Source organism: Acinetobacter sp. AS23 (assembly GCF_023612055.1).
GTDB classification, from domain to species: Bacteria; Pseudomonadota; Gammaproteobacteria; order Pseudomonadales; family Moraxellaceae; genus Acinetobacter; species Acinetobacter oleivorans.
The window spans coordinates 314,224-332,210 of record NZ_CP082274.1 but is presented as its reverse complement, the minus strand read 5'-3'; the positions used below and the strand labels follow the sequence as shown (position 1 = coordinate 332,210).

Here is a 17,987-nt window from a genome sequence, read left to right as displayed (position 1 = left end):
AAAAATATATTAATGATTTCTCACCAAAGTGTCATTAACAATTCGTGGAGTAACGAAAATCAGTAACTCTTGTTTATCATCAGATTTCACATCTTTTCTGAATAAATGCCCAAGTACAGGAATATCACCAAAGAAAGGAACCTTGGTTTGTGAGTTAGATGTCGTCTGTTCAAATACCCCTCCTAAAATGACTGTTTCACCGTTATTAACCAATACATTGGTGTTAATCTGATTTTTATTTAAAATTAACTCACCATTAGGAGCAGCACCAGCAACAGAATCTTTCGAAATATCTAATTTCATTTGGATCTTACCATCAGGTGTAATACTTGGTGTCACGTTTAAGCTTAACAGCGCATCTTTAAATGAGGTTGTAGCGGTTGAGCCTGCAGCAGAGTTCGTTGTAGATTGATAAGGGACCTGCTGACCTGTTGCAACTTTCGCTGGTTGTTTATCTGCCGTCATGACTTTAGGTGTAGAAATAACCTCACCATAGCCATCAGCTTGTAATGCTGAAAGTTCAAGATCAAGCATAAAATCAGACATGCTAATCAAACCAAAGGCAATACTTCCAGCCGGATTGGTTACCCCTAAATCGACGTTTAAGTTATCTGGACGTTCAATCGTATATGTATAACCACCCGTTGTACTGTCTTTTTCTGGCTTTCTTAAATTCCATAAGGTTGTTTCACTACCACCAACCAGCAAGTTATTATTATTGGTAATCCCTTGCGATAATATTCCCCATTTAACACCAAGCTCTTTAGTAAAAGAAGTAGATGCTCTAACAATACGTGCCTCAACCATGACCTGCTTAACTTGTACATCCAGTAAATCAATCATTTTACGAATTTGATCAATCGACTGAGCTGTATCGTTAATAATCAAGGTATTGGTGCGATCATCTTGAGTAATTGTTCCACGTGGACTCAATAAACTTCCTACATTATTTCCTAAACTATCAACACCCGTATTTAAGTTAGTAGAAGTTGAAGTACCCCCACCTGAAGTATGCTGCAAACCATTGCCATTATTTGAACCTTGAGTAATTAAACCCATAATATCGTGTGCTTGCGCATATTTAAGTTGAATATACTCAGTTTGCAAAGGAGCGAGTTTGACACTCTGTGCGACAGCTTTTGCTTCTTCTTCTTCAGCCTTAATCAATTCCGCAACAGGCGCAATCCAAATAACGTTACCATTTCTGCGTTTATCCAGATTTTTAGTCTTTAAAATAATATCAAGTGCCTGATCCCACGGAACATCTTTCAAGCGCAAAGTAATATTACCCTGAACACTATCGGCGGCTACCATATTAATGCCAGTAAAATCGGCAAGTAATTGTAAAACACGACGGACTTCAATATCTTGGAAATCAAGAGAAAGCTTATTACCAGAGTAATTAGGTGTCTTATATAAAGAAGTTACGTTTTTATCCTGAGGACGCTTTAAGCTAATGGTGAGTTTATTTTCCGCTTGATAAGCCATATATTCATAGCTACCAGTAGATTGGACCGTAATAACACCATTGCCTTTTTCGTTATAAGATTCAATGGTAGAAACAGGAGTTGCAAAATCGTTCACATTTAAACGTTTAGCCAAATGGGTAGGAATTTTAGAGCCCAGAGTTCTCACTACGACTTTGCTACCTTGTTGCTGAACATCAACAGGGGTATTACTTCCCAATAAATCAATAACAATTAATCCTTCACCTTGACCACCGCGCTGAAAGCCAATATTTGAGACACCTTGCGGCTGTACTGTAGTGGTTGGTAAAGGCTTAATAGCTGCTTGAGCTGAATTAATCTTTAGAATAAAAGTATTGCCTTCAATGCGCGTTGTAAACGCACCTGCCTCTTTTAAATTTACAGTTAAACGTGAGCGCTGATCATCAGAACTTACATCAACTGAGCTTGCTTCATTTGTACCAATTGCTACTTTTGACTGTGTTAAAGTCTGCTGAGCTTTATTAAAATCCAAAATCAAACGTGAAGGATTTTCAAGTTGGTATGCCTGTGGTTGTGGTGGCAAACCATTAAACATAACTCGAATTTCTGTACCCTGACCTGCAATTTGCGTTGGTACAATATTGGTCATGCTGACCTGTGCAGAGGCAACCTGCATAAGTGCAATGGCTACAGCCCCCATAGAAAACTGACGGAATACGTGATTCATTGTCTGACCATCCCCAATTAAATAATCTTTAAAAATACTTTTTCTTTGTTATTCCCTAAATTTTAGGGTGCGGGTCCAATTAACACTAAGGTTCTTGGTCTCTCCACATAGCCTTCGCGCCCATCAGGAACAATCTCTACCAGATCAATCTGGGTTGGACCAATATGGGTAATACGCCCTTGGTTCATCCCGATATAGTTCCCCACCTGTACCCGTTCAATTTGCTGATCGGGTGATTGGATAAGAGCCAATACTTGCCCACGGTTATTACGTATGCTTCCTTTCATGTTTAAGGATTCTAATGCATAACTTTCTAGAGGCTGAGGTGCACGTGAGAAGTTCGGATACACCCGTTTTCCTGCCATAATTTTGAGCTCAGCAGCAAGTGAGCTTGGTAAAAATGGACTCTTTAGCTGATGAGCCGCATAGTTAAATTGTGGTACAGGCGTGAAAACAGGTGCTGGATCTATCGGCTGTGGTGGCTGATTACGTATATTTGCCATTTGCTGATTTACAGCATCAATTCTCGAGTCACATCCAACTAAAACTAAACATGCCAAAATAGAAAAAGAAATTTGCTTAAGTTTCATTGTAATGCTCCTATTTCGACTGTGTATTAGCAGTAGAGGAAACAGGTGCTACTGAAGCCGAAGCGTTGTTTTCCGGATGTTCAGCATTTTCTACGGCGCCCATATAGCGATAAGTTTTTGCTTTAATAGAATAATTAAGGACAGGAATATCCGACTTACTATCTTTAACAGGTGCAGCTTCTACAACAAAATCATGCATCGTCACAATACGTGGTAATGCCGCAATACTACTAACAAAAGCACCAAAAGCGTGATAATCGCCAGTTGCTTCCATCGTAATAGGCTGTTCAATAAAGATTTCCTGCTTCACTTCATCTTCTAAACGAATATTTTTAAACTTCAGACCAGAGCTCACACCAGTTAAGTTAATGTCCTCAACCAAACTTGGAATCTCGGTTTCTTTTGGCAGTTGCTCTAACTGCTGATTAAAGTTTGCTTGCATCTCTTGGAGTTGAAGTTGATATTGCCGCAAGTTACGTAATTTTGAATCTTTTTCGCGAAACTCATTCAACAAATTACTTTCTTGTGCCTGCGCATTATCAATTGCTTGAAGCTTTGGCTGAATAACAACAAAGTATCCTAAAGCCAACACAGCAAAGAAAATAAAAATCCAGCACGTAATTTTCACAGATAATGGCCAGCTACCGTAACTGTTCATATCTAGTGTGTTAAATTGCTGAAGAAATTTTTCTAAAGTGATCTGCTTTTTCTTAGATGGAGCTTGTTCTAACGACAACTCATGAAGTTCATCCGGACTCATTTAACCGCCCCCTTATCCGCACTTACAGACGTATTCGCGGTATCATCTGTTGTAGTCACCCCCATTTCTCCTAAATCAACAGTCACAACAAAACTGCCATAACTATCTTCTACTCTAGGAAGCAGTGAACTCGCCGTCTTATCTTTTTTCTCTTCGGTCGCCAAGAAAGAGTTCATAAAAGCATTGCGATACCATGGTGATGCTTCGAGATTACGTAATAACTCCGCGACCGTATTTGGACTTTCTGCTTTACCTTCAATGGTAAACTTATCTCCAGTTCTGCTAAATTTAGTCAAATACATCGCTGCCGGAGTCACCCGTACCAATTCATCCACCAAACGCACAACAACAGGACGTTGACTTTGCAACCCCTGAATAAGTTTCATACGTTCGATAATGGCATCACGTTGCTCTTGCAAGCCATTTAAGGTTTTAAGCTGTTGATCTAGACTCTGGTTTGTACTGGTAATGAGTTGATTAGCTTGTTCTTGATCATCTAATTTTTGATTCAAATAAAACCACCCAGAAAATACAGTGGTGATCCCCAGAACAACTACTCCAAAACAGAAAATAATAAATTGTTTTTTGCGCTGTTCCCTAAGCCCATCACGCCAAGGGAGTAAATTAATTATTGCCATTAATCAAAACTCCTTAAAGCCAAGCCACATGCCACCATTAATGATGAGGCATCATTTTCAATTTTTTGAATATCGACTTGAGGAGAAAAACCCATTTGTAAAAATGGATTGGCAATGGTCACACGGTAACCAAGTTTTTGCTGCAACAATTTGGCAAGTCCAGGAATATTGGCGTTCCCACCTGCTAGTAAAATATGGTCTATTTCATTGAACTGTGATGAAGAAAAGAAAAATTGTAGAGATCTGGCTGCTTGCTGCACTACCGCATCTAAAAATGGCTCTAAGACTTCGATGTCATAGTCATCGGGTAAAGAGCGTTCTTTTTTAGCTCGTCCCGCTTCTTCCAATGACAAACCATAACGGCTTTGAATTTCCAGAGTAAGCTGCTTGCCGCCGAAGACTTGTTCACGGGTATAAATGATTTTGCCACTTTGCATAACCGATAATGTAGTCATGGTATGGCCGATATCTAAAATACCAATGGTATTTGCACCCATGGGCAAACTATCAGCAAATACACTAAAAGCGCGCTCGACAGCATAACTTTCGACATCAGCAAGCTTAGGCGTTAGATCCACCAACTCCAGCACTTCTACTCGTGTTTCAACATTTTCTGTTCTTGTTGCAACTAGAAGTACATTTACACGGTTTGGATTAGGCAGTCGATCTGGTAAAACCTCAAAATCAAGACTCACTTCATCCAAAGGGAACGGTATATACTGCTCCGCATCTAAACGAATCTGAACTTCTCGTTCGTCATCATTCATATCTGCATCCATTTCGATGGTTTTATGAATAACCGTCGATGTTGGAACAGCAATTGCAGCGTTACTGGTTTGGGGATTTGCTAAATTCATCGCCCGTTCCAAAACTTCTGCTACTGCCTCTGGATTCAAGATATTTTTTTCAACTACACTGTTCTCGGGTAAAGGCATCAAAGCATAGCTTTCCACCCAATATTTACCGTTCTTAACAGAGAGCTCTAACAACTTAACAGAAGTCGAACTAATATCGACACCCATTAACCCCTTATTCGGTTTACGATATAACCTGAGCACACTATTGTCCTATTATTTTTTTATCCCCAAAAAAAATTACAAACCAATAATCTAGGTCTTTATTTTTACACGGATACAATATCTCATCTAACAATCCGCATGTCTAAAGGCTATACTGACCACAATTAGTTTGTATTCGATCTTATTAAAGCTTACTTATCATGAAAAAGCTATCCAGTTTGGGCTTCGTGCGTCCAATTTTTTTGATCATTATTATTATCTTAGTCTCACTTCCGATGGGCTTTTATGGCATGTATCTCTATATCGCCCCATCGCTCCCTGAAATGAGTTCACTAAAAAAAGCTCCGCTTTTAAAACCGCTACAGGTCTATACCTCGGACAATCAACTGATTGCCGAGTATGGTGGTAAGCTTTCTATTCCAGTTGAATACAAACAAATTCCTCCTGCTTTTATTCATGCATTTTTAGCAGCAGAAGATTCTTCTTTCTTTGAACATAGCGGGATCAGTTTTAAAGGTTTAGGGCGTGCTTTAAGTGAAAGTGTAACTGGTTCTGATGTGCAAACTGGTGGTTCAACCATTACCATGCAGGTTGCAAAGAACTATTATTTGAGTCCAGAAAGAACCTTAAAACGTAAAATAACCGAGATCTTTTTAGCTCGAAAAATTGAGCAAAATTTATCTAAAGAAGAAATTCTCAGTCTGTATGTGAATAAAATCTTCTTAGGAAAAAATGCCTACGGTATCGCAGCAGCAGCCAAAATTTATTACAACAAAAGTATTAATGAGCTTAGTATTGCTCAAATGGCAATGATTGCAGGTTTGCCAAAAGCACCTTCTAAATACAATCCTGTGGTTAATCCTGAACGCGCACTTGAACGCCGCAACTGGATTTTAGGTCGTATGTTACAGCTGGGTTATATCTCTCAAACAGAATATCAAAAAGCTGTAGCTGAACCGATTAATCTAAACATGCCCAATCGGGATTTAAATAATATTCACCCGTATGCGGGCGAAATGGTTCGTTCGGAGCTTGTAAAGCATTTTGGCGAACAAGCCATTGATTCTGGCTATAAAGTCTATACAACCATCAATGCTAAACGCCAAGCGATTGCAGAGAAATCTGTACAAGATGGTCTTGAAGCTTACGATCGTCGCCATGGCTGGCGTGGTGCGGAAGCACACGATAAACCACTAAATGAATTTAGAGCATATGCCAATACCTACCCGGCACAAGTTACCAAGGTAAATAGCAGCTCTTTTGATGCATTAATGCAAGATGGCACAACCGTTACTGTACAGTGGTCAGGTATGTCATGGGCTCGCCCCTATCGCAATGCGAATAGTGTAGGTGGTGCTCCTTCACGTGCATCTCAAATTGTTCAAGTTAAAGATATTGTTCGCTTACGTCCAAATGATGCAAAAACAGCATGGTCTTTAGTTCAGGTTCCAAAAGTTCAAGGTCAACTTATTGCGATTAACCCGAATGATGGTTCAATTGAAGCAATTGTAGGTGGTTATAACTTCTATCAATCGAAATTTAACCGTGCCTTACAAGGCTGGCGCCAACCCGGTTCAACGATCAAACCGTTTGTCTATGCATTGGCACTTGAACGCGGTATGACGCCGTACAGCATGGTGAATGATAGTCCTATCACAATTGGCAAGTGGACACCGAGAAACTCAGATGGTCGTTATTTAGGGATGATTCCATTACGTCGTGCTTTGTATTTGTCTCGTAATACCGTGTCTGTACGCCTTTTGCAAACGGTGGGAATTGAACGTACTCGCCAGTTATTCATGGATTTTGGTTTACAAGAAGATCAAATTCCACGTAACTACACTATTGCTCTAGGTACACCTCAAGTTTTACCAATTCAAATGGCAACTGGATACGCAACTTTTGCAAATGGCGGTTATCGCGTTCAACCACACTTTATTCAGCGTATTGAAGATGCATACGGTAAAGTGATTTATCAAGCTAAGCCAGAATATGCATGTATTCCATGTATTAATGCGCCAGACACAACTGATGACGAGCAGAAGGCTACGACAACAGATGATGAAGTGATTGAGGTTACTAACAAAGACGTAGAGCAGAAAGAAAAGGCAGCTAAGCAACTTAATCTTAAACAAACTGATAAAGCGAATAGCGAATATCGCCAAGCTCAACGTATTTTAAAATCAAGCTCTGCTTACGATATGGCGAACATTTTACGTGATGTAATTGAGCATGGTACAGGCCGTGCCGCACTTAAAATTGGCCGTAGTGATTTAGGCGGTAAAACAGGTACAACCAACGATGCAAAAGATGCATGGTTTGCAGGTTTTAACGGCAAATTAGTGACTGTAACGTGGGTTGGATTTGACCAACCGACAACATTAGGTCGACGTGAGTATGGTGGTATTGCTGCATTACCGATCTGGATTAACTTTATGGGTCAAGCTTTGCAAGGTACGCCAGCATCTTGGGTTCGTTTAGATAAAGATGCCCAAGGTCCTATTTCACGTGACAAACAACAAACTGTTACTGAGGTAGGCGATAAGAAAACTTATCGTGCAGCTCCACCATTAGCACGCCCGCTATATCGCCCAGCACCACCACAACCAAAACTGAGCAATGACAATGACTTCTCCGATTTACCAGGTGAGGAAATTGTTATTCCATCAAAAGCTGCACCTCCTGCGATGAAGCCTTCACAGGGAGCAGCGCCGAAGCGTGAGAAAGATGAACTAGAAAATCTGATTAATCAGATTGAATAGCAAAAAAAAGAAGCCATCATCAGATGGCTTTTTTTTGCGCTCTTAAAAATAAATCATCAGATGGCTTTTTTTATGCTTTTAAAAATAGACTGTTAACTAGCTATTTTATTACGCTTCTGAAAGACATAAATTTGAAAAGATGCCGTTACCTCTAATTGCGACTGCTGCTCTAACTGCAAACGACGCTCAGGAGAGGCTTTATAAGCATAAGGTGTCATAGCAATCAGATTTTTTAAAGCCTGTTGATCAAGCACAAAAGGGGCATTAATAATTTGCTCTTGTTTAAGCTCAAACAAATCTTGCAACTGCTCTACAAACTTTTCTGGTATATGAGGGTTAACCTGCTCAAATAGAGCCTCACGCATTGCATACAAATGTTCAGATGCAGGAGTGACAACAATTAAATATCCATCATCCTTTAAAACACGAGCAATTTCTGCCTGTGGAATTGGGCTAAACAAACTGGTACATGCATCCATGCTTTGATCAAGTACAGGCAAAGTCGCACCAGTCCCCACAACCCAAGTCACCTCAGCATTAAGCTTTGCTGCACGCTGTACCGCATTTTTTGCAATATCAACACCAATACATTGCTCAACGACTTGCTGCATGGCACTGGTGTAATAGCCCTCACCACACCCGATATCAAGTACGGTTTTTACATCTAATTGTTTTAATAAAGCGACTACAGCATGTTGCAGAGGTTGATAATAACCACCTTGTAAAAAAGCTCTTCGTGCATCGACCGACTCTGGCGTATCTCCAGGGTTTTTACTATGTTTATGTTGCACAACATGTAAGTTCACATAACCTTGTTTAGCGACATCATAACTATGCCCTTGTCCACATCGCCAAGTTTTTTCATTTAAATCGAGAGACTGACGACACACAGGACACATTAAAATTTGCTTAGTCACTTTTAATTGTTCTCTTGTTCTTTATGTTGTAAATAAGACTTTGCATGCATTCCCACAAATGTACGCCCTGCATTTGTTCCCTTAATCCATTCATCTACCTGAAATAAATCAAATAGCCCCACTTTGACTAAAGTTGGAATAGCAATCTTTAATTCTTCCTCAATCTGACCTCTTTGGCCTGCATTATATAATTCAATATTATGCAGCATTGTAGCGACAGTTCCGGTTTGTACCTGACTTCCATCTTTAAGCACAACTTGAGGTAATACTTCGCCTTCTCCAACTACTTTCTGATTAATTACAGATAATTGGTCTAGACCAGCAACTTTTGTCATTCATCTCTCCAATAAAAAAAGCCAGTAGAACTGGCTTTATATTGACACTAAAATAAGATCTATCGCAATTTTAAAGTCATTAGACCTAAAACTACTAATATAATTGTAATAATCCAAAAACGAATCACAACTTGGGTTTCTTTCCAGCCCTGCTTTTCATAGTGATGATGCAGCGGTGCCATTAAGAACACGCGTTTATTACGCATCCGCAGCGATCCAATTTGCAAGAAGACAGATACAGCCTCCATTACAAATACACCACCCATAATCGCAAATACGATTTCTTGGCGTACCATAACAGCAATTGTTCCAAGCATCGCGCCTAAAGCTAATGCACCAACATCACCCATAAAGATTTGAGCTGGGTGTGCGTTATACCAAAGAAATGCCAAACCCGCACCAATCATGGCAGAGCAGATTACAACAAGCTCAGAGGTATATTTCACATAGGGAATATGCAAATAGTTAGCGAAACGGATGTCACCTGACAAGTAAGCAAATACACCTAAGCCCGTAGCGACCATTACAACAGGCATGATTGCCAAACCATCTAAACCATCAGTTAAGTTAACGGCGTTAGAAGCACCATTAATAACTAGATAGGTAAATACAATAAATGCCAAGCCCAAAGGAACCATAGAGAGTGGAATTGAAAGATTCTTAAAGAATGGAATCAATAAATCCAGCATGTTTGCCGTATGTTCAGCATTCGACTGTTGGGTTGCAATTAAATATAAAGCAATACCAGCCCCAAGCGATGCAACAGAAGTCCAGAAAAACTTCTTACGGGCAGGTAAACCTGCATTGTCTTTATAGCGAATTTTAATCCAGTCATCTGCCCAGCCCACAGCCCCGAATACAACCATTACACCAAGCACAATCCAGACATAAGGGTTAGATAAATCAGCCCAGAGTAAAGTACTAATACCAATTGAAAGCAGAATTAAAATCCCGCCCATGGTTGGTGTACCCATCTTTTTAGCATGATTTTCAGGAGCAAATGAACTTACTGCCTGACCGTATTTTAACGCTTGTAATTTACGAATCATGATCGGCCCGAGGACCAAACCAATGGTCAGTGAAGTTAATACACTGAGTAAAGAACGTAATGTTAAATAACGAACGACCTGAAACGAACTGTGATAGCCCGCAAGTTGTTCAAACAACCATAACAGCATTTAAAGTTTCTCCATCAAATCAGCCATCAACGTTTCCATATGAGTAAAGCGAGAACCTTTAAACAGGAAACTCATGGACTGTGGTTGATGTGTTTGGATTAGATTGATTAAAAATGGAAGCGCCTCAGCTTGTGTCTGAAATGCTTTCACTTTATTGAAATGAGAGTCTGCACCCTCGAGAGCGGCTGGAGCAAACTGCCCAACTGCAATAATATGATCTAAAGGAAGCTCAGCAAGATAACGGCCTAAATCGTGGTGTTCTTGCCAACTGCTATCACCTAACTCACCAATATCCCCCATGACCATCACTTTTAAGCCTTGTTGCTGCAACAACACTTGTGCAGCAGCACGCATTGAGGTCGGATTGGCATTATAGGTATCATCAATAAATAAGTAAGGTGACTTTTGAATAAAGTTAAGACGACCCTTAGCTCCCTGAGCTTGCTCTAAGCCTTGGACAATATCTTCTAGTCCAATACCAATTGCTAAAGCAAAGGCTACAGCTGCGGTTGCATTCTGAACATTATGCTCACCTGCAAAAGGGAGTTTAACGGCACTGACGCCTTGCGGCGTATGTAGCGTAAAATTTGTTGATTGAGGTAATAATTCAATATCTGTTGCATAAACATCGCCACCTACACCAAATGTAGAAATACGATGCGCTTTTGCTGCGTCAAAAATCTCAGCACTGAAATCATCTTGTTGCGGTACGATTGCAACGCCATTTGGTAAAATATGACGATAAATTTCCGATTTAGCTCGGCAAATACCTTCACGCCCACCAAATTCGCCCAGATGAGCTGTACCAATATTTAAAATGCCTGCAACATGAGGCTGAACTAATTTAGAAGTATAGTCAATTTCACCTTGATGGCTTGCACCCAACTCCATCACCGCATATTGATGTTCCTTACGAAGCTCTAGCAGCATCATGGGCACACCAAGGTCATTATTTAAATTACCACGGGTAATTAATGTCGGAGCTAAGCGCGATAATATACTTCCCAACATTTCTTTAGTTGTGGTTTTACCGCTACTGCCTGTTAAAGCAATCACTTTTAATTGGGTATTTTGCTCACGGCGATAAGCGCCAAGTTGCCCCAAAGCCAAGCGAGTATCGGCAACAACTAACTGTGCAATTTCTATATCTAAAGGACGTTCAACAATGGCTATTTGACAACCATTCGCGGCAACCTGAGCTACAAAGTCGTGTGCATCAAAACGCTCACCTTTTAGAGCTAAAAAGGCATCCCCAGTTTCCGCATGACGAGAGTCCGTCAAAATACGTTTAATTTCAGTTTGAGGGATCTGGTCTTTATGCCAATAACCCTGCGTTGCCTGTTGTAATTGTTGAGCTGTCCACGGTTCCAAAGGCACGGTACTGGTGGTTGAAGTATGCATAAATAATCCTATTGTGCAGGGTAAGCAGCGTCTACAGTATGGTGTTGCGCAGCAATTGCTGATTGTACTTCGACAACATCATCAAACCAGTGGCGCACACCATTAATTTCTTGATAATTTTCATGACCTTTACCAGCAATAACCACAATATCACCAGCTTGAGCTTGCTGTGCAACAAATTTAATTGCTTCACGGCGATCATGAATTTCCTGCATGTGATGCCCAGAGAAATCAATTCCTTGCTTCATATCAGCAAAAATTTGTTCAGGGTCTTCAGTTCTTGGATTATCCGAAGTCAGAATAATCGGATTCGCTCCATCCAATGCTGCTTGAGTCATGAGTGGACGTTTACCACGGTCACGATCTCCACCACACCCGAATACTGCCCAAAGCTGATTAGATACGTGACGTTTTAAAGTCTTAAGCACCTGAATCAAAGCATCTGGGGTGTGCGCATAATCCACAACAAATAAACGTTCACCATCACGAATGACCTGCATTCGTCCCGGTGCACCAATCAGCTCAGGAACAAAAGCGACTAATGCTTTTAAATCAAAACCCGCTTGCTCAGCAGCAATAAGCGCTGCAATCAGGTTTTCGACATTGAAATGTCCCAATAATGGACTTTGAACAGCAAAAGAACCTTGCGAGCTGACTAAATTAAAAGTCGCCCCTGCCAAACTGTAACTTAAGTCACTAATATAATAATCAGCCGTATTTTGGGTAAGTGAATACGTCAGAATCTTTGGCTGAGCAGGATTTTGTTTTGCCGCATTTATCATAAGAGCAGCATGTTCATCATCAAGATTAATAACAGCTACTTTTAAAGAATTAAAACGGAATAAGAGAGCCTTTGCTTCTGCATAGGCTTCTAAAGTGCCATGATAATCCAGATGGTCACGACTCAAATTACTATAAACAGCAATTTCAATCGCACAACCATTTAAACGACCTTGCTCTAAACCATGTGAGCTTGCTTCCAAAGAAGCGAAAGTTGCACCTTGTTTAGCATAATCATGTAATGCATTTTGTAGTTGTAAAGCATCGAGCGTAGTATGAGTTGATGGTGTCAGATCAGGCAAAATACCATTACCAGTTGTTCCCATCACAGCACAGCGCTGTTGTTGTGAACTAATTAATTCAGCAACTAAACGTGAAATTGTCGTTTTACCATTTGTGCCTGTTACTGCAACAATACGCGCTGGTGTAACAGGGTCAATATGTTGTAAATAACGCTCTTGCCATTCGCCCATGCGCTGACGTACATCAGGGCATACCCATTCATTTGCTACACCTAATTCCGTCTCGCTAATGATCGCAAGTGCGCCATTTGCTAGCGCTGACTCAGCAAAAGCACGTGTTTTTTCAGGTTGGCTATAACTGGTCAAAGCAATAAAAATTTGGCCTGACTCAACCTTACGGCTGTCTAGACTAAAGCCGTGAAAAGGCTGCTGAGACCACTGTGCATTAATCTCGACTGGATTAATTTCTTGAAAAGAAACAGACATAGCTTACCTGCGAATAGGATTTACTGAAGTATCAAGGGGCTTATCAAGCGGCACATTCATTAAACGTAATGATTCTTGCATAATGCGTGCAAAAACAGGGGCCGCAACCAAACCACCGTAATAACGGCCTTGTGGGTTTTCAACAACCACAATAACAGCTAAACGTGGGTCACTAATTGGCGCAACACCCGCAAATAAAGCACGGTATTCATTATTTGAATAACCTTTACGGTCTGCACGAAGTTTATGAGCTGTACCTGTTTTACCACCAACGCGATAACCCGGAATATTAGCTTGCTTGGCAGTACCACCAGGCATCGTAACCTGCTCTAGCATAAGCAAAACCTGATCAGCAATTTTTGGAGCAAGAACTTGCTCACCTTTAGGTGCTTGATCGAGCTTATGCAAGCTTAGAGGCATTTTTACGCCATGATTTGCAAGCATTGCATAGCCTTGCGCCAACTGAAGAATAGTTGCGTTTAGGCCATAACCATAAGCCATGGTACCAATTTGAGAAGAGTTCAATTTACTTACTGGAAGCACTAAACCTGAACTTTCCCCCGGAAACTTCACAGCCGAGCGTTTACCAAAACCAGCACGATTAAAGAAGCTTGGTAGTGTTTCTTTTGGAAGTGACAATGCAATTTTTGCAGAACCCACGTTTGAAGATTTGATAATGACGCCACTAACAGTTAAAGCACCATAGTTGTGGGTATCACGAATCGTATGCCAACCTAAACGCATTGAACCTGGAGAAGTATTTACAATCGTGTTAGGCGTATATTGCCCAGTTTCTAATGCAGAAGAAATTGTAAATGGCTTCATGGTTGAACCAGGTTCGAACATATCAATCGCACCACGGTTACGCATGGCATCTTTATTAGACAAACCATTTTTATCATTCGGGTTATATGACGGCCAACTGGTCATTGCCAGAATTTCACCAGTCTTTACATCTACAGCAATTGCCGTTGCCGAACGGGCATTATTTGCAACACCAGCTGCGGTCAGCTCTCTATACATAATGTATTGCAAACGAGAATCGATACTTAAAGTGATATTTTCGCCAGGCTCACCCTCACGGATAACCTCTGAAACTTTTAAGCGGTTTCCGCGCTTATCACGAATAATTTTTTGCTCACCATCCACACCCGACAGCTGTTTATTAAGCTGCATTTCCAAACCTTCAATCCCTTGGCCTTCACTGTTGGTTAGACCAATAATCTGGGCATTTGGCTGTGGTTGAGGATAATAACGCTTATAGGTTTTCTCGGCATATACACCTTGAAAGTTACCTTTCGTAATAAGGTCTGCCTGTTGCGGCGGTATTTCTTTTTTCAGAACCAGATAACGAGAACGTGGTCGTGCATTCATCTGCTTTTTAAGATCGGCACGGTCTAAACCAACGACATCCGCCAATTCATCAAGATTTAAGTTTTTATCGGGTAATTGTCGTTTTAATTTACGATTGTTCGGATCTTTCTTTAATTCCGCTGTAATTTGGTCATATAAATGCTTTGTATCGAAATAATCACGCGGATCCATTACGATTTTCATGATCGGTGTACTAATTGCCAAAGGCACACCATGGCGATCACTAATCACGCCACGCATAGCTTCCACACGCTCAGTACGCAAAATATTGGCATTGGCCTTGTTTTGTAAAAAATCCTTATTAATTACCTGTACATAAAATGCACGTGCAATTAAAACAACAAAACAGAGTAACACTACTGCCCAGAGCAGATAAAACCGCCACATATCAAAGGCAAGAGTTGGTTTTTCCGAAATAGACTGCTGTTTTTTCCGTGTTTGTTTTGTTCGCTTATCTACCATACAGCAAGGCCTTACTTATTTTGCTCTGAGGTCATTGGTAAAGAAATTACCACCGTTTCTGCAGCCGGTGGAGAAAACATCCGTAGCTGAGTTACAGCACGTGTACCAATCTGTGCCGTTGCACCAAAGGTTTGTTGCTCAATGAGCAAACGCCCCCATTCAGCATTGAGATCATCACGTTCACGCATATAAGAGCTAAGCTCTCTATAATCATGACGATATTCAAATACTTGAAATACCACCATCATGGCACTTATAAAAACAAGTGCCACCAAGACTGTATACACCACAACTTTTTTCACCACTTTGTTTTCTGTGGTTGCGATTTCATCACTGCTTTTCATTACGCGCCTTTTTCTTCCAAGCGTTCAGCAACCCGAAGCCATGCACTACGTGATCGAGGGTTCGCTTTTACTTCTTCTTCACTCGCACGAACCCGTGAAATTTTCTTTAATCTTCTTGTATCTACCCGCTGTTCTGGCATTCCCCAACCGAAATCTTCTGCTAACGTAGATTCTTTTTGAATAAACTGCTTAATCAGTCGGTCTTCAAGAGAATGGAAACTAATAACAGACAAACGTCCTTCTGGTTTGAGTAAGTCTACAGCTTGCGGCAAAAAAACTTCAATATCTTCGAGCTCTTTATTAATAGCAATACGAATAGCCTGAAATGTACGTGTCGCTGGATGTTTATGTTTTTCCCATTTTGGATGAGCTGTTTTTACAAGTTCCGCCAATTGAGCAGTTGTATCTAGTTTTCCAGCATTTTTAATGGCTTTAGCAATACGTCGACTATAACGCTCTTCACCATATTGATAAATAATATTTGCTAATTGTTCTTCTTCAATTTCAAGTAACCACTCAGCCGCAGTTAAACCTTTAGAATTATCCATTCGCATGTCTAACGGACCATCTTGCATGAAACTAAAACCACGTTCTGCCTGATCAAGTTGAGGAGATGAAACTCCCAGATCAGCCATAATGCCATCAACACTCATCACGCCAATTTCCTGCATCTTCTCTTTGATATCAGCAAAACTCGCATGAATGATCGTAAATCTTGGATCTTCTTGTGCCAAAGCAGCAGCAACTTCCAGTGCTTGAGGGTCTTTATCAAATGCATACACTCGTGCATTTTCATCAAGTTTAGAGAGCAATAAACGTGTATGCCCACCTCTTCCGAAGGTTGCATCGATATACACCCCTGTTGTGCGATCTGCCAATAAGCTCTCAACGGTCTCAAAAAGTAAGACAGAAATATGCGACATAGGTGTTAAATCATTGCGTAAAAATGTAACTGCACATTATCACCTTGTTTATGACCAACGCCAAACGGCTTTTTGTAGGAAAATATTAATTTTTCATAGATAAAACCGTTTTGTTAGCACTTTTTAAGCAAAATAAGAAAGTAAGAATAATTTTCTAGAGTTAAATACGAATTAATAAAACTTTTTTATTAAATTCTTTATTTAAAAAACTCTCTTTTCCTTTACGCTTATTTTGTTAAAAACTCCTGCCGATTTGCCTTAGGACGAGATGAACTGGCAATCTTTTTCTGCATATTTACCGATTTGATTTAACCATTTTTGCCGTTGGTCTGAACTTGCGCCCCGCACTGTTCCAACATAATTAACTTTGACTTTACTAACCCCACAAAATTGCAAAGTCGCTTTTTTAAGTTGTCGAGTACTTGGCTCACCATAATACCAACGATAAAACCAACCCGGCTGATCTAAAGTCGTAATCAGTCGTGCTGTTTTTGACTGTAAATGACCAATAACGCGATTGCTGTTTTCTCGGTAACTAAATACAAGATTCGGTAAAAAGAGTCGGTCAATAAAACCTTTAGCGATGGCCGGAAGTCCTCCCCACCATACGGGAAAGAACCATACCAAATGATCGGCAGCCTGAATTTTTTCTAGCGCATTCATTAAATCAGGTTCCAATTCCATTCGTTTCTCATAACCATATTTTAAATTAGGTTCAAAACCCAACTTGGCAATTTCTATTAGATCTACATGAATACCTAATGTTTTTGCTTGCTCTACATAGTTGTGAGCCAATGCATGATTAAAACTAGTATCGGATGGATGACCATTGATAACTACAATACGTTTAGAGACTTGAGACATATGGCGCCTTTATTGTCGCACAATCAGATATCAGTTGATATCTGAAATAAATGAGTAGCAAAAATATCTCATAAAAATTAAGATATCAAGTGATATCTCAATTTTTATTTATCTGGCTCTTATGACTCTTTCTCGCAATGAAAAACAGATACAAACTCGGCAACATCTCATTGACGCTGGGTTTGCTCTCATTTCTGAATTTGGTTATAACGCGGTATCTATCAGGAATCTTTCTAAACAGGCAGGTTATACTCAAGGTGCCTTCTACTCGAATTTCAACAATAAAGAAGAGTTTTTACTTGAGCTGATGCAGCTTCAATTCGCTAAAGAAAATTTACAGCTACAAGAAATCTTTACCAGTACCCCTTCAAATACGGAACAACTCATTGATTCATTGCGCCAATGGCTGACAGCTTTTTTTACAAACGATGAATGGCTTAAAATATCAATAGAATTACAGCTATTTGCTGCACGTGATATTACCTTCGCCGAGGAGTATCAAAAGGTTTGGAAAACTCATCAACAAGAAGTAACGAAGATTATGAAGCAATTCTTTTCTTTAACGGAGATAACTGAACCTGATGACTATGATTCTATTGTTATAGAGCTCGTATCATTAAGTTATGGGCTAGCTTTACAATATATGATTTTCAAAGATGATGTAGACCGCTACATTAATATCTTTATCAACACTTTAGTAAAAAGATTAGGTAATTTTTAAATTAATCTAAAAAATA

At 40.1% G+C, this 17,987-nt stretch carries 16 protein-coding genes; 2 read left to right on the top strand and 14 right to left on the bottom strand.

Features of this window, described 5'->3' with window-relative positions; genetic code table 11:
* Nucleotides 1–9: 9 nt before the first annotated feature.
* The 5 genes from K6I41_RS01550 to K6I41_RS01530 all read right to left on the bottom strand — a co-directional run bounded on the left by K6I41_RS01550 (nt 10) and on the right by K6I41_RS01530 (nt 5,221).
* Nucleotides 10–2,175, bottom strand: coding sequence for a type IV pilus secretin PilQ (locus K6I41_RS01550; RefSeq protein ID WP_250375086.1), 2,166 nt, complete (start codon nt 2,173–2,175; stop codon nt 10–12).
* Between the two features lie 62 nt (nt 2,176–2,237).
* Nucleotides 2,238–2,765 (bottom strand): pilus assembly protein PilP, encoded by a 528-nt coding sequence (locus K6I41_RS01545; protein ID WP_042895464.1) that lies wholly within the window; start codon nt 2,763–2,765, stop codon nt 2,238–2,240.
* A gap of 10 nt (nt 2,766–2,775) precedes the next feature.
* Nucleotides 2,776–3,525 (bottom strand): type IV pilus inner membrane component PilO, encoded by a 750-nt coding sequence (locus K6I41_RS01540; RefSeq protein WP_250375085.1) that lies wholly within the window; start codon nt 3,523–3,525, stop codon nt 2,776–2,778.
* Nucleotides 3,522–4,163, bottom strand: a complete 642-nt coding sequence (locus K6I41_RS01535) for a PilN domain-containing protein (protein ID WP_250375084.1) — start codon at nt 4,161–4,163, stop codon at nt 3,522–3,524. The genes K6I41_RS01540 and K6I41_RS01535 overlap by 4 nt, the downstream gene beginning before the upstream one ends.
* Nucleotides 4,163–5,221 carry a pilus assembly protein PilM gene (locus K6I41_RS01530; protein ID WP_192834141.1) on the bottom strand — a complete coding sequence of 353 codons (1,059 nt, stop codon included), beginning with the start codon at nt 5,219–5,221 and terminating at the stop codon, nt 4,163–4,165. The genes K6I41_RS01535 and K6I41_RS01530 overlap by 1 nt, the downstream gene beginning before the upstream one ends.
* A 161-nt stretch (nt 5,222–5,382) precedes the next feature.
* On the opposite strand from K6I41_RS01530, the gene ponA reads away from it, so the two are divergent.
* Nucleotides 5,383–7,944, top strand: coding sequence for a penicillin-binding protein PBP1a (gene ponA / locus K6I41_RS01525; RefSeq protein WP_191900376.1), 2,562 nt, complete (start codon nt 5,383–5,385; stop codon nt 7,942–7,944).
* 92 nt (nt 7,945–8,036) lie between these two features.
* On the opposite strand, the gene K6I41_RS01520 is transcribed toward ponA, so the two are convergent.
* From K6I41_RS01520 to K6I41_RS01480, 9 genes are all read right to left on the bottom strand, one after another.
* A complete protein-coding gene (locus K6I41_RS01520) occupies nt 8,037–8,861 on the bottom strand; it encodes a putative RNA methyltransferase (RefSeq protein ID WP_250375083.1) in 825 nt (274 codons plus the stop codon).
* Nucleotides 8,862–8,863: 2 nt separating this feature from the next.
* Nucleotides 8,864–9,196: a DUF7709 family protein gene (locus tag K6I41_RS01515; protein ID WP_005300952.1), complete on the bottom strand. Its 333-nt coding sequence runs from the start codon at nt 9,194–9,196 to the stop codon at nt 8,864–8,866.
* 59 nt (nt 9,197–9,255) lie between these two features.
* Nucleotides 9,256–10,374 (bottom strand): phospho-N-acetylmuramoyl-pentapeptide-transferase, encoded by a 1,119-nt coding sequence (gene mraY / locus K6I41_RS01510; RefSeq protein ID WP_004789827.1) that lies wholly within the window; start codon nt 10,372–10,374, stop codon nt 9,256–9,258.
* The gene (locus tag K6I41_RS01505; protein WP_250375082.1) at nt 10,375–11,775 is read right to left on the bottom strand and encodes a UDP-N-acetylmuramoyl-tripeptide--D-alanyl-D-alanine ligase; all 1,401 of its coding nucleotides are present in this window, start codon (nt 11,773–11,775) and stop codon (nt 10,375–10,377) included.
* Nucleotides 11,776–11,783: 8 nt separating this feature from the next.
* Nucleotides 11,784–13,283, bottom strand: a complete 1,500-nt coding sequence (locus K6I41_RS01500; protein WP_250375081.1) for a UDP-N-acetylmuramoyl-L-alanyl-D-glutamate--2,6-diaminopimelate ligase — start codon at nt 13,281–13,283, stop codon at nt 11,784–11,786.
* Between the two features lie 3 nt (nt 13,284–13,286).
* Nucleotides 13,287–15,119 carry a penicillin-binding protein PBP3 gene (gene ftsI / locus K6I41_RS01495; protein WP_005300944.1) on the bottom strand — a complete coding sequence of 611 codons (1,833 nt, stop codon included), beginning with the start codon at nt 15,117–15,119 and terminating at the stop codon, nt 13,287–13,289.
* 11 nt (nt 15,120–15,130) lie between these two features.
* Complete coding sequence (gene ftsL / locus K6I41_RS01490; RefSeq protein ID WP_004789835.1) at nt 15,131–15,463, bottom strand: cell division protein FtsL; 333 nt, start codon at nt 15,461–15,463, stop codon at nt 15,131–15,133.
* Complete coding sequence (gene rsmH, locus K6I41_RS01485) at nt 15,463–16,386, bottom strand: 16S rRNA (cytosine(1402)-N(4))-methyltransferase RsmH (RefSeq protein WP_005300940.1); 924 nt, start codon at nt 16,384–16,386, stop codon at nt 15,463–15,465. The genes ftsL and rsmH overlap by 1 nt, the downstream gene beginning before the upstream one ends.
* 258 nt (nt 16,387–16,644) lie before the next feature.
* Entirely contained in the window at nt 16,645–17,250 is a 606-nt protein-coding gene (locus K6I41_RS01480; RefSeq protein WP_151822042.1) for an NAD(P)H-dependent oxidoreductase, read from the bottom strand.
* 121 nt (nt 17,251–17,371) lie between these two features.
* On the opposite strand from K6I41_RS01480, the gene K6I41_RS01475 reads away from it, so the two are divergent.
* The gene (locus tag K6I41_RS01475; protein WP_013196687.1) at nt 17,372–17,971 is read left to right on the top strand and encodes a TetR/AcrR family transcriptional regulator; all 600 of its coding nucleotides are present in this window, start codon (nt 17,372–17,374) and stop codon (nt 17,969–17,971) included.
* Nucleotides 17,972–17,987 lie beyond the last annotated feature (16 nt).

What these genes read in the sequence shown, in the direction of transcription:
- K6I41_RS01550 (WP_250375086.1), bottom strand. Translation starts at nt 2,175, where the DNA reads ATGAATCACGTATTCCGTCAGTTTTCTATGGGGGCTGTAGCCATTGCA.
- K6I41_RS01545 (WP_042895464.1), bottom strand. Translation starts at nt 2,765, where the DNA reads ATGAAACTTAAGCAAATTTCTTTTTCTATTTTGGCATGTTTAGTTTTA.
- K6I41_RS01540 (WP_250375085.1), bottom strand. Translation starts at nt 3,525, where the DNA reads ATGAGTCCGGATGAACTTCATGAGTTGTCGTTAGAACAAGCTCCATCT.
- K6I41_RS01535 (WP_250375084.1), bottom strand. Translation starts at nt 4,163, where the DNA reads ATGGCAATAATTAATTTACTCCCTTGGCGTGATGGGCTTAGGGAACAG.
- ponA (WP_191900376.1), top strand. Translation starts at nt 5,383, where the DNA reads ATGAAAAAGCTATCCAGTTTGGGCTTCGTGCGTCCAATTTTTTTGATC.
- K6I41_RS01515 (WP_005300952.1), bottom strand. Translation starts at nt 9,196, where the DNA reads ATGACAAAAGTTGCTGGTCTAGACCAATTATCTGTAATTAATCAGAAA.
- mraY (WP_004789827.1), bottom strand. Translation starts at nt 10,374, where the DNA reads ATGCTGTTATGGTTGTTTGAACAACTTGCGGGCTATCACAGTTCGTTT.
- K6I41_RS01505 (WP_250375082.1), bottom strand. Translation starts at nt 11,775, where the DNA reads ATGCATACTTCAACCACCAGTACCGTGCCTTTGGAACCGTGGACAGCT.
- K6I41_RS01500 (WP_250375081.1), bottom strand. Translation starts at nt 13,283, where the DNA reads ATGTCTGTTTCTTTTCAAGAAATTAATCCAGTCGAGATTAATGCACAG.
- ftsI (WP_005300944.1), bottom strand. Translation starts at nt 15,119, where the DNA reads ATGGTAGATAAGCGAACAAAACAAACACGGAAAAAACAGCAGTCTATT.
- ftsL (WP_004789835.1), bottom strand. Translation starts at nt 15,463, where the DNA reads ATGAAAAGCAGTGATGAAATCGCAACCACAGAAAACAAAGTGGTGAAA.
- rsmH (WP_005300940.1), bottom strand. Translation starts at nt 16,386, where the DNA reads ATGTCGCATATTTCTGTCTTACTTTTTGAGACCGTTGAGAGCTTATTG.
- K6I41_RS01480 (WP_151822042.1), bottom strand. Translation starts at nt 17,250, where the DNA reads ATGTCTCAAGTCTCTAAACGTATTGTAGTTATCAATGGTCATCCATCC.
- K6I41_RS01475 (WP_013196687.1), top strand. Translation starts at nt 17,372, where the DNA reads ATGACTCTTTCTCGCAATGAAAAACAGATACAAACTCGGCAACATCTC.